This is a genomic window from Candidatus Nitrospira bockiana (assembly GCF_965152565.1).
Genome location: NZ_OZ224215.1, coordinates 1,178,373 through 1,192,811 on the forward strand (window position 1 = coordinate 1,178,373; position 14,439 = coordinate 1,192,811).

Below are 14,439 nucleotides of genomic sequence, written 5' to 3' on the forward strand. Positions count from 1 at the left end.
GCACGACCGCCAATCAGGTTCGCTGGCTTCGTCTCGATCATCCACAAGTCAAACGACTCGTTCCGGTCACGGAGCCGCCCGAGACTGCATAGGCAGGTAAGAGCCGATCAAGCGAAAAAGGGATTTCCGGCTGAACGGGTAATAGTGGACTGATAGACGAAAGGCATCTCGTGCGCGTGCTGTTTGCCCGTTCCGAAGGTAGTGCTTCCCCAGGTCTCCATAGTAATGGGCCCAGTCTCGTCGCAGGGCTCTTTCTTCAGCACTGCCGGGCAGACAAGTGTGGCTGTGCTTCTCAAGGAATCTGCGGCGCGCCATCAGCGTACGTTCAGAAGGAATCTCACGTGACGCATTGTGCTGATAGAGACGATGGCGATAGAGGGGCTTAGGCAAATGGACGACCGGAAAGCGCTGATAGAGCCGTATACCCAGGTCAATATCCTCCCAGACGGCCAAGGATTCGTCGTATCCGCCGACTGCATGAAAACATGCCGCGCGGATCAGGGAGCCGGACGTCGCGGTATCATGGTTGCCACGGAGTAGTTGGGTGACGCTCTTCATTGGCTTCATCGCCCGGTCGTAGTGCACGATCTGATCGTCTTCGGTCACTTGATAGCCGTCAGTATGGACCAAAGCGGCTCCAGGGCTGCTTGAGAAAATCTTCAGCGTTTCCTCAACGAAGCTGGGCTCCCAGATATCGTCCTGATCGAGGAAGGCGAGAAATTCACCGCGAGCCAAGCTGGCACCATGATTTCGAGCCGCTGCTTGCCCGTGATTTGATGGAAGCCTCACATAGCGAGCTTCCGAGTACCGTCGAACGAGTTCCCCCGTGTCGTCAGTGGAAGCATCATCCACAACGATCAGTTCGACATTGGTGAAGCATTGCTTGAGGACAGAGAGGATCGCCCGATCCAAATACCGTTGGAGGCCGTTGTAAGCGGGGATGATCGCGGTCACGAGTGGCACGAACCGGTCCTAGTACGTGGGTTAGTCGGGTGAAAGGCGAAGGTGGTTGCGCGGTGGCTGTAGGCCGTCATCATGGCGAACGCAACCGTAGCATTGCCGTCCATGCAGTGGCAACAGGTCAAGGCATTGCGGTGAACGCTGGAGAGCCCGGTTTCCACTGTCCTAGATATCCATCCTAGGTCCGTTTGCACCTTACGAAATAGCCCTCCACACGGTTATGCTGCGCCACCGTGCTCGCAACGCCTGGTCACCACGGTGTGAACAGGCCAAGCGCGGGGTTGCGCACAGTTCCTGGAGCGACGCCAGGAGATCGTTTGGTAACCAAGACAAGTAGTGTCATTCGATCAGTAATGACTCTTTATTGATCGCTCTCGGTTGCTGTGGTATAAGGCTTCTCGCCTTGCTCTGACAAGGCATCAAGGTGGATGCCAAGCAGCCCTTCCCTTCACAACCTCCTGATAAGGTCGTTCTGTTTTTGGCGTACAGCTAGCAGTGGTTCGAGCTAGAGCCGTATGAGCGCATCCAAAGTTCTTGCCGCAACTGCTCGCGGAAACGGCATTACGTCCGCCACCTTTCAACCAGAGTGGTTTTGGAAAATCCAAGGATGGGCGGTGCCCCTGTTCATCGTCCTTAGCTTTTTCCCTCCCCTATTCCATAAGCAGGAGATCCTCTTTTTCCTCTTGTTCTTCTCCGCGCTATGGGTAAGCTGGCAAACGGGACGAGGGCTGACCGTTCGCACTCCTATTACTCTGCCGTTGCTTGCATTCATTCTCTGGGTGCTCATCACGATCCCCTTCGCCATTGATCCCATGTACAGCTTCGGCGAGTGGAGAAAGTTGCTGGTGCAGGCCTTCGTCTTCTACTGGGGGTCGCTTGTCCTCCGAGACCAGGCCCCGGAAACAGTCGCCTCAAGGGTGCTGTTCGCAGTGCTGGTGGGGGCGGGCGCTTTGTCCTGTGTGTCCATACAAGACTTTATCGCGCGCGGGGGAACATGGCGGGATCGAGTGGTCAGGGCCTGGGCGCTAGGGTCGGATTACAACTGGCTGACAACCTACATGGTCATCGCCATTCCGCTCATCGTGTCGGCGTTCGCTTCGTTTAAGGAGCGCTGGAAGCAGGGGCTAGCCGTACTTGTCGCTGCAGGGGCTTTGATAGCCCAAGCGGCCTCATACACGCGTGCGGGTTGGCTTGGAATGGTAGCAGAAGGGTTAACACTGGCTGCTCTGACAGCCCGGCGGAAGATCGTGGTCGGCATAGTACTTGGAATCCTGCTCAGCACTGCCGGGCTATTCTATCTGGCCCAACTCGGGTATCAGAAGCAGACTGTAGATCCGTGGACATTCGATGCTCGGCTAGCCGTGTGGAAGTTACAAGCCTCGGAGGTACTGGAGCATCCTCTAACGGGTATTGGCTACGGCAGTCAAACGTTCATGAAGCGGTTCGAGAGCTACGAAGAAGCTCAAAAGGCCAACGGACCGCATAGTACGTTCTTGATGGTGGCGATGGGGAGCGGTATACCTGCCGTCCTTTGCCTGCTGTGGGTCTTTATCGCTTCTTGGCGAGCGCTATTGGCAGTGGCAAGGAAATCAAGTGGAGTACAGCACTACTTCCTACTAGCAGTAATCGTGATGCTGGCTGGCTTTTTCATCCGCAACCTTTTTGACTATATGTTCGCCGGGAGTTTGGGGTATCTGTTCTGGGTTGTCCTAGCTGCCGGCCATGTCATTATCACATCAATGCATTCTCCAAGATCTACTGTTACCGGACGCCACATTGATCTCCTAAAATCTGATTCCTAAGTATTGCTGGGCGGAGGAAAGAAGTTGTTTGTAGCGAGCGAGACAATTGAATATGGGAAGGATTTGTTATGCGTTCTTCTTCAGAAGGAGTTGAAAGTCCGCTATAAGAGCAGCTGGCTGGGGTATGCATGGTCAATCGGTAACCCCCTTGCATTTGCGCTTCTATATATTCTGGCTTTTGGAGTATTTATGCGTGTCCAAGTGCCTGGAGTTCCGTACGCGCTGTTTCTGATAGCCGGACTTTTCCCTTGGCAGTGGGTGGCTAATTCCATCAATGCGTCGCCGACCATCTTTCTGAACAATGCCACGCTCTTGAAAAAAGTTCGGTTTCCTCGCCAGATCCTCGTGGCGGTCACTGTACTTAATGATGCGTTGCATTTCACGCTCGCGGTACCCGCTATCACAATCTTTCTCTTTATATACGGCTTGAAGCCTTCCTGGATTTGGTTGGTTGGCATCCCAATCATCGCGATCGCTCAATTCTTGACGGTTTACGGCATTGCCTTGGCCTTGGCCTCCACAAACTTGTTCTTTCGCGACTTGGAGAGACTCACGGTTTTAGGTGTTACTTTCCTGTTTTTCCTCACACCAATCGTCTATTCCGCAACAATGGTCCCAATGCAGTATCGCGCAATTCTGGAACTGAACCCTATTGCGCCATTGATCCTGAGTTGGCAGCAACTATTCCTGTCGGGATCTCTTGACCTTGAACTGATAGTCAAATCCTATATCAGTGCCGGTTTCTTCTGGGGCATCGGTGGCCTAATCTACCGCAGGCTGTGCTGGCGCTTTGCAGAGGTCGTGTGACTGTCATCTCGTTTGATCATGTGACCAAGTGGTATCTCCGATACCATCATGTCCTGACAGGGATTAAAGCTTCGCTTCTGCATTTGCCCGAAACACTCCGCGCATTTCGCAGGGAGCGTTTTAAGGCTCTGGACGACGTATCCTTTCAGATTAAGCAAGGAGAGGCTGTCGGTATCATCGGTGCGAATGGATCCGGCAAGAGCACCTCACTTGCCCTAATGGCGGGTGTTCTGAAACCGCAACTGGGGAATGTAGAAGTGCGGGGACGAATCTGCCCTTTGCTTGAGCTCGGTGCAGGATTTCACCCGGAACTGACCGGTTACGAAAACATCATTCTGAACGGAGTTCTCCTCGGGCTCCGGCGTAACGAGGTCCTAACGAGGATGAAGGATATTATCGCGTTCAGTGAGCTGGAAGAGTTTTTGGATCAACCGATCCGTACATATTCCACCGGTATGGTGACCAGATTGGGGTTTGCAGTGGTAGCACATCTCGATCCCGATGTCTTACTAGTCGACGAAGTGTTGGCGGTCGGTGACCTTCATTTTCAGGACAAGTGCTACAAGAAGATTCTGGAATTTAAGAGACAAGAAAAGACGATTGTGCTAGTGTCCCACGCAATTGAAGAGGTCCGGCGCCTGTGTGATCGGGTGATTTGGTTGAGAGGGGGTAAGGTGGCCGAAGACGGGGAGACTGACCAGGTACTGGCTCGTTACCAGGAGTTTCAGATGCAGTCGGTTGGTTAATAACGGATGGAACGTTGTTCGTCTCAAATCAGCTTTAGCAACTCTTCCTTGGAATGCTGAGAAGTCTTCTCACCCAGCATGTCTATGTGCCCCTGTACGAGTTACAGGCGGAACGTAAGATCCGTGAGCGCGTTCGCGAGATCGAGGGGCTTCAATGGCTTTCCCCACAGGGATTGCAAGCTTATCAGCAGGAGCGGTTTGCACAACTCATTCACCATGTTGCTAAGGATGTACCTTACTATCAGCGAGTTTTTAAGGAACAGGGCATCCTGGCATCTGATATTCAGAGGCCTGAGGACCTACGTTACATTCCCGTTCTGACTAAGCAGACCATCGTCGAGCATGGTCAGGAGCTTGTTGCCGGGTCTGCGCAAGGAAAACCTCTAGAGTTGAGACAAACCGGAGGGTCCACGGGACCTTCTATGAAGATTTATTACGATCGTGCGGCACTCGACCTTACAGCCGCCGTTAATATTCGCAACTTGAGTTGGACGGGTAAGCATCTTGGCGATCGGGAAGTGCACATTACTAATGCGAATCCGAATACCCCGCAGTTCCGTGACAAGGTGAGGGAAGCGGTTAAATGCCATTTCCTAAATCGCGTGAACATCTTTGTGCTGAATCTCGGCGAAGCGGGACTAGATCATCTGTGGAAGGCGTTGCGCCGGGCGAGGCCGGTCTTAGTTCAAGCGTACCCCACTATTTTGGCTAGCCTTGCCGAACACGTGCAGCGCCACGGAGGCCTCAGTGCTCCGCTCTTTCGTGTTGCAGAAGTTACAGGGGAGACACTCTTTGAGTGGCAGCGGACCAGCATAGAAAAGGAGTTGGGCTGCAAGGTATTCAATCGTTACGGCCTTGCAGAATTCGGGATCATTGCCCATGAATGCGAAGCGCACTCAGGGCTTCACGTGAACGCTGATACAGTGATTCTTGAATGCTTGGACGGCAATCGACCGGTCAAGCCCGGAGAAATCGGGGAGTTGGTCATTACTGGATTGACCAACTATGCCATGCCATTGATTCGCTATCGCACAGGAGATTGCGCGAGGGTTCTGGATAAGTCGTGTGTGTGTGGGCGAGGCTTCCCTCTCGTCTCCGATATCCAAGGGCGAGTACACGATCGAATCCAAACCCCAAGAGGCGGCCATTTGTATGGCCACTTTTTCCAGGATTTGATGCTCGCTATCGGTGGTGTTCGCCGGTTTCAAATTATTCAAATGAAGCTTGATCAGCTTGTCGTAAAAATCGTCCCGGGGGATGGATTTGCGGACGACACTCGAAAACGTATCGATCAGTGTCTGCGGGAGGCACTGGGGGATGGTATCAACGTAGACCTCCAGGTGGTTAGCGAGATCGATACGACAAAAACCGGCAAATATCGGTATACGGTTTGTCAAATGTCATGAAGGGTCCATTGCGTCATTGCTTACCGGAGGTTCCGATAGCCCGTGGCGACCGAGTCCTTGAAATCGGCAGCGGACACGCCCCGAGCCAGCGAGCCGATGTTCTTTGCGACAAATACTTGCATACGAAGGAACGACCAGAAGACAAGCTGGTCGTTGACCGTCCGCTCGTGATAGCAGATGCTCACAACCTGCCCTTCAAATCCAAGAGCTTCGACTACATCATTTGCAGCCATGTCCTAGAGCATGCCGAAGACCCCAAGCAGTTTCTGGCCGAACTCGAGCGGGTTGGAAAGGCGGGCTACATCGAGACACCAAGTGAGATCGCAGAAAACCTCTTTTATTTTGAGTATCACCGGTGGTCTCTCGTCATACGTGATGAGACCCTCATATTGAAGAGGAAGGTCCCTGGAGTGATCTGGTCGGGGAATCTGTTTCACCATCTCTTTCAAACCGACAAGGCTTTCCGATTCTTTTTTCATAGCCATCCGGATATGTTCCGCATCAAGTATTACTGGCGAGATCACATTGACGCGATGATTGTGGAGCAGGGCACGAACACCATGCCGGAGCTTGAGGATTGGGAGTTTCTAAAGGGATTCACTCGGGAGCCGTTCAACCTCATAAAAATGGCTAAACGGGCAGCGGTTCTTGCTTTACCGAGCCTCTGTATCAGAGGTTTGAAGTGGATCAGGACGGCCGTACTGCAATTGCACCAACCGCTCAATCGGAGGAGAGGCGTATGAAAGAGCAAATGATACTAGTTACTGGCGCCGCTGGTTATATAGGTTGCGTGCTAGTAAATAAGTTGATAGACCGTGGCTATCGTGTCCGGGCATACGATAAGCTGTATTACGGTGATGAAGGACTGCAGTCTGCTAGGGGAAAAATCGAAATTGTGCAAGGTGATCTCCGCTGGTTTGATGCAAAAGTCCTTGAGTGTGTGACCGGAGTGGTCCATCTTGCGGGACTTTCAAACGACCCGACTGCCCACTATAATCCGATTGCCAATTACAAGATCAATACGGTCATGACCGAGGTTCTTGCTAAAAGTTGCAAGGAACGAAAGATCAAACGATTCACGTTCGCATCCACGTGTTCAATTTATGACCTGGGGCTGGAGGCTGAGGATGTGCTCAAGGACGAGGATAGCGACGTAAACCCACGCGCGCCATATGCGACTTCTAATTATGAAGCAGAGCGTATTCTCTCGCATTTAATGGATGACGACTTTTGTCCTGTTTCCTTGAGACAAGGGACGGTTTATGGTTATAGCCCACGGATGCGATTTGATCTGGTTGTCAACACCTTCGTGAAAGATGCGCTAACTCGCGGATCGATTAATGTAGACTGCGGCGGGGAGATGTGGCGGCCATTAGTCGACGTGGGGGACGTTGCCGAAGCACACATTGCATGCCTTGAAGCTCCAATCGAAAAGGTGAGAGGGCAAGTTTTTAACATTGTGTATCAGAATTACCGGATTTTGGAATTGGCGCATTATGTCGTTGATAGCCTTAAGAATGACGTGCCTGTTAAGATCAATGTTGATTATTCTCATCGCCGATCACGTAGTTATCGCGTTTCTGGTCACAAAATCAAAACCTACATTGGTTTTCAACCAAAGATTGGCGTCAAAGAATCGTTAGCCGACATGGTCATGAAGCTGCGTGGACGCAACTATTCAGAATTTCTTCATCCAAAGTATTACAATATTCAATGGATGACGATTTTGGATTATGCTGAGAAGCTGATCCGTCAAGCTGGGCCAATTTTTTAAGGAGAGCTATGACTCGTTATCTCTTAATAGGATCCCGAGGCCAACTTGGCAGTGATCTGTCCAAGGCTTTTCATGGACGAGGGGAACTAGTCACCTGGGATCACAACGAGATGGACATTTGCGAAACAGCGAAAGTCCGGCAAGGACTAGAAGCAGTGAAACCGAGCGTCGTCATTAATACAGCTGCGTTTCATAAAACCGATGTATGTGAACAAGAGTACAGGCGAGCCTTTGAAGTAAACGGGTACGCAGTCGGAGAACTTGCCCGCGTATGCCAAGCAATTGGTGCAAAGATTGTACATTTCTCTACAGATTATGTGTTTAGCGGGAATTCAAAACGCCCACTCTTAGAAACAGATGCTACTGATCCCATCAACGCTTACGGCTGTTCGAAGCGAGTTGGAGAAAGTCTTATTGAGGCTTGGACATCTCGATACCTCATCTTTCGCGTGTCTGGGCTGTATGGGATTGCGGGAAGCTCTGGGAAGGGTGGAAACTTTGTCGAGCTGATGTTGAAGTTGGCTCGTGAAAGAAAACCCATTCGTGTCGTTGATGATCAAATTCTCACTCCAACAGCGACATCAGAAGTGGCAGCAACCGTGTGGAAGCTCATCGACATCGACGCGGATGGAACATACCACTGCACCAATAATGGACAGTGCAGTTGGTATGAATTTGCACAGGAAATTTTCCGTCTAGCAAAAGTAGACGCGAATTTATCACCACAGACAACCCAGGAATCTGGGGCAAAGGCAAAGAGGCCGTGTTTCTCTGTCTTGCAGAATAAACATTTGCAGGAGATTGGGCTGGACGCGATGAGCGATTGGAGGGATGCCTTGGCGCAGTACATGTGGCGCCGGGAGTTTATGCAGTGATCTCGTCTTTGTTTGATCTTCCTTGGCAGGAGTGTCTTCGACGGCTCGGTGCCACCTCGGCTGCCGTCAGCTTCTCTGGTCGCGTTCATCTAGTTACGAAGAACCTCTTTCCCTTCGACGCAATATCCCGCTTTATTATGGAGATCGCCTTTCTGCTCAGAGCGAAGGGGATCAACTGTCTTCTATACATGCAGCAGTGCCCAGAAATAGATCGGGCAGCTTTGCATCATGTATCAGAACTTCCTAGCATGGTGGACCCTGGGAGGGACGTGCTCCTTTATCATTATTCAATTGGCGATTCTTATCTTGAGATGCTTAGCTCTTTACCGATACGAAAGCTTGCATATTATCATGGAATCACGCCGCCGAATCTGTTGACGGAATTTGCTAAAGAGGTGGCCGCGGAATGTGAACAAGGGAGAAATGCGGCCGCCGGCCTGCTTGCCTTCGACGCTCTTGTATTTTCTTCAAAATATCTCAGGCGTGAATTGCTAGAATGCTGCCGGGATCAATTGAAGAAGAGTATCACCCTGGACGTATCAACCTTTCTGAGTCCCCCATTTTTGTCACTTTCTAAGTTGGACTCAGTCGAGCCTGACTATCATGGCGTTGAGTCATTTGCTGACGGGAGCGACAATTTGCTGTATGTGGGTAGGCAATACCCACACAAGCGAGTCGAGGACGTCCTGCAAGTGTTTAAGGTCTATCATGAGATTCGTCCAGATTCTCGCCTTATTCTTGCTGGTAGCGAGCATGTATCTAGCTACCGCCGCTACCTACAGGAGGTTGTGTTGGATCTTGGTGACGCAGGGAAAAAGGTAGAATTTGTGGACAACCCGAGTGACGCGAAATTGCGTGCTTGTTACAAGATAGCTCATGCGGTCATCTGTATGAGCGAGCATGAAGGGTTTGGCATTCCTTTGGTTGAGGCAATGAAGTTCGGGGTGCCGATCGTCGCCTATGATGCAGCCGCAGTTGAAGAGACATTGAGCGGGGCTGGCTTATTGTTCAAAACGAAGGACTACAAGATAATAGCAAGGGAAATGGCAATGCTTCAAAGTGATCCTGCCCGCCGTAAGGCTGTAGTTTCTGCACAGGAAGATGTCTATGCAAGGAGATATCGAGATGATTTAAATGTGGAGCATTTCCTGCAGGCTCTTACTTATGTAGCAGGCCTATCAGGCAATGAAAGGAGGAACTCATCGTGACCTCGCCGCAGCGCGTCGTTGTAACTACCTATCCATATGCTTTCTTCAACCCTGGTGGAGGGGAAATTCAGATCTTAGAAACAGTTGCTAACGTGAAGGCGCTCGGCATTGGTATCGATATTTACAGTCATCTCTCCAAGCACATATCGGAGTATAGTGTAGTTCATCACTTCTCTGTGCATGGAGGAAGTGAGCATATTATTGAATACATCAAGCGATACAACAAGAGGCTAGTCATCTCACCGACTATTTGGCTCGATGAACCAGACAAATACCCCACCGAGTACATCCGACAGCTTCTATCGCTTGCCGACATGATTCTGCCAAACTCAAAGATGGAGATGGATCAGTTAAGGTCATACTTCAATATTCCAGAGGAGAAGTTTACTGTCATTTACAACGGAGTAGATCCTTGTTATGCAGAACCAGCTGACCCGCATATTTTCAAAACGGTTTATAGCGTCGACAATTACATTCTCTGTGTCGGTATGATTGAGGAGCGAAAGAATCAATTGCGATTGATAGAAGCCCTCAAGGACTACCCGGATCCGGTTGTCTTTGTGGGGAACTACCGCGATCGCCAATACTACGATCTGTGCCGGAGAGCGGCACCATCTCACTTCCGGTTTGTCCCATATCTTCCACCGAAATCAGAAATCCTAAGGTCAGCCTTTCAAAGTTGCCGACTCTATGTTCAACCGTCACTACTTGAAACGCCAGGGCTGTCGGTCCTCGAGTCAGCAGTAAGCGGGAAGCCCGTAGTTGTCACCGAAGGCGGGTCAACTCGAGAATATTTGAAGGATCTCGCTATCTATGTAAATCCATATTCCTTGGAGTCCCTTCGCGAGGGCATTCAAAAAGGGCTTCAAGAAAAGGAAGGGGGCACGACTCTAAGAAGCCATATCCTAGAGAACTTCATGTGGCCGACTGTGGTGAAGCCACTGATAACGGTATACCAGAACTTGGGGTAACTAACCCAATTGAGACTGTGGATGTACTTAGTTCGTCATGGCCAGTCGGTCGGTAACGCATTAGGCCATGTCACTGGCGCCTATGGATGCCCCCTGACCGAGCAGGGAAGGTCGTCTGTTCTGGATCTGCGAAGACTCTGTGAAGCTGTCCAATTAGAATGGACGCATTACTATGCGAGCCCAATGGCTCGGGCCATAGAAACCTCGCGACTCTTAGTTCCTTCAGCCCGATTCGAAATAGTACCCGCGCTTGAGGAGACAGACGCAGGTATCTGCGCTGAGTGGACGCTATCCCGGTTCAACGCCGAATACCCTGAGTTCTTTTCTGACTTCCGGCCAGAGCGATGTTATCCAAAAGGAGAGTCGCACCATCAGCTCTACGCCCGGTGCACTCGGTGGTTCGAAAGGATGGTGGGGAGAGCAAGCGACGGCGACCGTATCCTTATTGTGGCTCATGGAGGTTCAATTAACTCAATTCTTCACTATGCGCTCGAAATTCCGTTGAGTAAGTTTCCTTGGTTTAATCTTCTCCCTGCATCTTTGTCAATTTTGCGCGTCGAAATTATGGCCGACTCATATCACGCACAGTATGCATTGGAGCAGGTAAACATTTTTCCCTCACAAGGGGCATCGCTAAAACTAATAGGCGGGAAGCGAGGGGAGAATTGAAGAAGCCGTCGATTCTTGTTGTTCAGCGACAGTCGCACGTATCGTCAACACCATTTTCTCGATCAGTTGCAGCAAGAATTACAGAGCCACTAAGCTATCTTGAGCAGCAGGGTAGCGTGAGGTGGACACAGAAGGATGAAAGGACTGTGTCCGATGATCTTATTGAGCAAGCGGATGCAGTCATTTTTAGTAAGCATATAAGTCTTGAAGGTTTAAGAATAGCCGCAGCATCCCGAAGGAATGGAAAGATAATGATCTATGATTTAGATGATTGGGTCCCAGGCTTTCCAAAGTATAGCGGCGCCTCAATTGATGCAGGAAAGCTGAAACGTTTTGAGCAACACCTGGAGTATGCGAGTATTGTTACTGTCTCTAATACAGCATTGTTGCAGAAGGTGCAAACGATTCATCCACGGGTCGCTCTAGTTCCTAACGGGTTCTTTGTCGAGAAATATATTTCGTTCTATCCGGGAGGGCTTGTTCGTCATAAGAAGATAGCGTTCTCGAATGCGGACAACTTGAAGCTTGTGAAGTTCAAGCAAGATTTCATTCGTGTCTTAAACGACTTGGTTGAAAAACACGAGGATTGGGACATCGACTTTTATGGTGATCCGTTTCCTGAGATGACTGAGATTAAGCGATTGCGCAATATGGGCTCTCTCGCATACGAGGAACACAAACGTTGTTTAGTGTCTTGCGGTTATGCCTTTGCCATTGTTCCATTGGGAGGGTATGAGGATCCAGAAAATCTGGAGTTTAACTCCTGCAAAAATCCCTTCAAGTACTTGGAGTACGGGGGGCTTGGGATACCAGCTATCTTTTCTCGTAGTCCTATCTTTGATGGCACGGTCAAGCACCAGGAAACGGGGTGGATTATTGACAACACAAAAGAAGAATGGCACGCGGCGCTTGAAACTTTTGTGTCCGACGCGCAACTCAGGGAGCGTGTAGCTTTGGCTGCCTTCCGCGATGTAGTAACGAATCATCATGTCAAGGTTCCGGCGAGCAAATTCCTTGAATTGATCCAGCGCGAATTGGGTTGTCAGGAAGGGAGATAGCCAGGGTGCCAGCTACCATAACAGTCTATCAGAATTATTATAAGGCTGAGCAGCGGGAAGTCTTGGACCCGGCATTTGTGCCTCATGATTGGCGTCATAATCCGTTCCCGGAATATCGAGAAGTAGCCGTGTTCCTAAAGTTATATGAGACAGGCGAGTATAAGGAGAGCGACTATACAGGAATAGTTTCCGCGAAGTTTGGGGCTAAGACAAAGATCCGTGGAAGAGAATTTATTGAATTTATCGAAAGGAACCCCGGGCATGACGTTTACTTCATAAACCCGTTTCCTCAGAATGCCTACCATTCATTCAATGTTTGGGAGCATGGAGAAGCGTATCACCCAGGTATTACTCTGCTTGCGCAAGAACTGCTGGATCAGGCCGGTTACCGGATAAGGCTTGCAGAGTTAGGGAGAAACAAGCATGATACGCTTCTCTACTGCAACTATTGGGTTGGAAATACGAAATTTTGGGAATCCTATATCCCCTTCATCTTACAGCTCCACAGGCATGTAACGGAGGAAATGGCGGGAAATGACAAGGAGAAATATTTTGCGCTGACCCAACATATCACTCAAACACCAATCTTGCCATTCATTTTCGAGCGTTTGTTTTCAACATACTTGCAACTGAATCGGGGCATTTCGGGTAAAGCCTACGACCATACAGATGACGAAGTAAGAATGGCATGCCTGCATCAGAACGAGTGGGACATCGTAAGGTATTTCAAACGAGTAATAGACGAATGGGATGCTAAAGGTGTATATGGCCCGCAAGAACGTGCGGTCTTTGCTGGACTCTTGAAGCTCGCGCACAACTACAATGTGTTAAAGACAAAACACGAGGGTCCACTGTATGAATAAGTCTGCCCTTTCGTGCGTTGAAGTATGGCGATGGTGATATGGCCAGATGCGATGTGGATTCTGCGTTGGTAGCCTGAGCGAGTGCTTCGCCTGTCGGCAGATCGGAAATGGACATTCTCTTTGTTAGCCACAATCTAAATTTAGAAGGTGCTCCAAAGTTCCTCTTTAGGCTCGCCAGGAGTTTATCCCAGAACTACTCGATTGCGCTCCTGTCTCATTCTCCGGGTACTTTGGTGGATTCCTTCAATCTATCTGGTATTCCTGTTATGGACTTGGGGGGGGAGGTGCCCTCGCCGGGTGAGGGCGCGTTTAATGACAAAACCGAGACAGTGGCTAGATTGATATGCTCGAGGCTCGGAAGCCCTAGGCTTGTTATCTTTAATACAGTCGACTGTCTCTGGGCTAGCGCTCTCGCGCGGTCACATGGAGTCCCCTCCGTCGGAATCATTCACGAGAGTATTGATCCATTTATCTACTTTCATATTCAGACTGGTAACCCTGTTCCTTATCTCGATCTTCTGAGAGCTGTTAGCACTACAGTCTTCGTTTCTGAAAAGACAAGACAGCTCTATATTGGGTTCCTAGAGTCTTCAGAAACGCAGGTAATCCAAAATGGTATAGATTTGTCAGATTACGATCAGGCTGCTAAAAGGTTGACGCCGGCAGAAGCCAGGAGCCGGTTGGGGGTCGCGCCTCATGAGATAATGGTTGTTCAGATAGGAACGGTTTGTCAGAGGAAAGGGCAGATTATAACCATGCGGGCGGCGGTAGAGGTATGGCGTCGCAGGCCGGATTTGACAGTGAAATTCTTCTTTGTCGGTGATCGTGGTGCGAATGCAGATGAGGTTTCCGTGAGTGCCAGCATTCAAGCCACAGCGTGCCGGGTAAATAAAAGTGACAACATTGCTTTGATAAGAGAGACGTGTGACATTGCTCAGTATCTGCTTGCTGCCGATATTTTCGTCTTTCCATCCTTGAACGAAAGTTTCCCGCTAGCCACTCTGGAAGCTATGGCATTTCGACTCCCCATAGTGGCGAGCCGCGTGTTTGGGCTGGTCGAGCAGATAGAGGACGGTTGGAATGGGTTTTTAATCGCTGCAGGAGACGCCGATGCATTGGCAGATAAGCTGTTAGAACTATCCGATAGTGTAGCTCTAAGGAAGGCACTCGGAAGTAACGGGCGAAAGAAGGTGGAGGAGTTCTATCAGGAAGACCTGATGGTAGCCCGTTACGGGGACATTGTGAGGCGTTACGTATAAGTTAGGGCTAGGGCTTAACAACAGTCATTCAGTCAACGAGT

General features: G+C 50.1%; 14 protein-coding genes. 13 read left to right on the forward strand and 1 reads right to left on the reverse strand.

Going from position 1 to position 14,439, the window contains the following annotated elements:
* Window positions 1-66: 66 nt before the first annotated feature.
* Window positions 67-963, reverse strand: a complete 897-nt coding sequence (locus ACWHYV_RS05850; RefSeq protein WP_447979719.1) for a glycosyltransferase family 2 protein — start codon at window positions 961-963, stop codon at window positions 67-69.
* 512 nt (window positions 964-1,475) lie between these two features.
* Here ACWHYV_RS05850 and ACWHYV_RS05855 point away from each other — a divergent pair.
* The 13 genes from ACWHYV_RS05855 to ACWHYV_RS05915 all read left to right on the forward strand — a co-directional run bounded on the left by ACWHYV_RS05855 (window position 1,476) and on the right by ACWHYV_RS05915 (window position 14,398).
* Window positions 1,476-2,762 (forward strand): O-antigen ligase family protein, encoded by a 1,287-nt coding sequence (locus ACWHYV_RS05855; RefSeq protein ID WP_447979720.1) that lies wholly within the window; start codon window positions 1,476-1,478, stop codon window positions 2,760-2,762.
* Window positions 2,763-2,786: 24 nt separating this feature from the next.
* Window positions 2,787-3,569, forward strand: a complete 783-nt coding sequence (locus ACWHYV_RS05860) for an ABC transporter permease (RefSeq protein ID WP_447979721.1) — start codon at window positions 2,787-2,789, stop codon at window positions 3,567-3,569.
* The gene (locus ACWHYV_RS05865; RefSeq protein ID WP_447979722.1) at window positions 3,566-4,315 is read left to right on the forward strand and encodes an ABC transporter ATP-binding protein; all 750 of its coding nucleotides are present in this window, start codon (window positions 3,566-3,568) and stop codon (window positions 4,313-4,315) included. The genes ACWHYV_RS05860 and ACWHYV_RS05865 overlap by 4 nt, the downstream gene beginning before the upstream one ends.
* An 86-nt stretch (window positions 4,316-4,401) precedes the next feature.
* On the forward strand, window positions 4,402-5,721 hold the full coding sequence (locus tag ACWHYV_RS05870; protein ID WP_447979723.1) for a phenylacetate--CoA ligase family protein: 1,320 nt from the start codon (window positions 4,402-4,404) through the stop codon (window positions 5,719-5,721).
* A complete protein-coding gene (locus ACWHYV_RS05875) occupies window positions 5,718-6,464 on the forward strand; it encodes a class I SAM-dependent methyltransferase (RefSeq protein WP_447979724.1) in 747 nt (248 codons plus the stop codon). The genes ACWHYV_RS05870 and ACWHYV_RS05875 overlap by 4 nt, the downstream gene beginning before the upstream one ends.
* Window positions 6,461-7,495, forward strand: coding sequence for an NAD-dependent epimerase/dehydratase family protein (locus ACWHYV_RS05880; RefSeq protein WP_447979725.1), 1,035 nt, complete (start codon window positions 6,461-6,463; stop codon window positions 7,493-7,495). The genes ACWHYV_RS05875 and ACWHYV_RS05880 overlap by 4 nt, the downstream gene beginning before the upstream one ends.
* An 8-nt stretch (window positions 7,496-7,503) precedes the next feature.
* Window positions 7,504-8,370, forward strand: coding sequence for a dTDP-4-dehydrorhamnose reductase (gene rfbD, locus ACWHYV_RS05885; RefSeq protein ID WP_447979726.1), 867 nt, complete (start codon window positions 7,504-7,506; stop codon window positions 8,368-8,370).
* Window positions 8,346-9,578 (forward strand): glycosyltransferase family 4 protein, encoded by a 1,233-nt coding sequence (locus tag ACWHYV_RS05890; RefSeq protein WP_447979727.1) that lies wholly within the window; start codon window positions 8,346-8,348, stop codon window positions 9,576-9,578. The genes rfbD and ACWHYV_RS05890 overlap by 25 nt, the downstream gene beginning before the upstream one ends.
* Window positions 9,575-10,549, forward strand: coding sequence for a glycosyltransferase (locus ACWHYV_RS05895; protein WP_447979728.1), 975 nt, complete (start codon window positions 9,575-9,577; stop codon window positions 10,547-10,549). The genes ACWHYV_RS05890 and ACWHYV_RS05895 overlap by 4 nt, the downstream gene beginning before the upstream one ends.
* A 21-nt stretch (window positions 10,550-10,570) precedes the next feature.
* A complete protein-coding gene (locus tag ACWHYV_RS05900) occupies window positions 10,571-11,218 on the forward strand; it encodes a histidine phosphatase family protein (RefSeq protein ID WP_447979729.1) in 648 nt (215 codons plus the stop codon).
* Between the two features lie 146 nt (window positions 11,219-11,364).
* Entirely contained in the window at window positions 11,365-12,276 is a 912-nt protein-coding gene (locus tag ACWHYV_RS05905) for a glycosyltransferase family 1 protein (RefSeq protein WP_447979730.1), read from the forward strand.
* A 5-nt stretch (window positions 12,277-12,281) separates the two neighbouring features.
* Window positions 12,282-13,139: a hypothetical protein gene (locus tag ACWHYV_RS05910; RefSeq protein ID WP_447979731.1), complete on the forward strand. Its 858-nt coding sequence runs from the start codon at window positions 12,282-12,284 to the stop codon at window positions 13,137-13,139.
* Window positions 13,140-13,246: 107 nt separating this feature from the next.
* A complete protein-coding gene (locus tag ACWHYV_RS05915) occupies window positions 13,247-14,398 on the forward strand; it encodes a glycosyltransferase family 4 protein (protein ID WP_447979732.1) in 1,152 nt (383 codons plus the stop codon).
* Window positions 14,399-14,439 lie beyond the last annotated feature (41 nt).

Coding starts and splice junctions, on each gene's coding strand:
- ACWHYV_RS05915 (WP_447979732.1), top strand. CDS start 13,247: ATGGACATTCTCTTTGTTAGCCACAATCTAAATTTAGAAGGTGCTCCA.
- ACWHYV_RS05855 (WP_447979720.1), top strand. CDS start 1,476: ATGAGCGCATCCAAAGTTCTTGCCGCAACTGCTCGCGGAAACGGCATT.
- ACWHYV_RS05900 (WP_447979729.1), top strand. CDS start 10,571: ATGTACTTAGTTCGTCATGGCCAGTCGGTCGGTAACGCATTAGGCCAT.
- ACWHYV_RS05880 (WP_447979725.1), top strand. CDS start 6,461: ATGAAAGAGCAAATGATACTAGTTACTGGCGCCGCTGGTTATATAGGT.
- ACWHYV_RS05875 (WP_447979724.1), top strand. CDS start 5,718: ATGAAGGGTCCATTGCGTCATTGCTTACCGGAGGTTCCGATAGCCCGT.
- rfbD (WP_447979726.1), top strand. CDS start 7,504: ATGACTCGTTATCTCTTAATAGGATCCCGAGGCCAACTTGGCAGTGAT.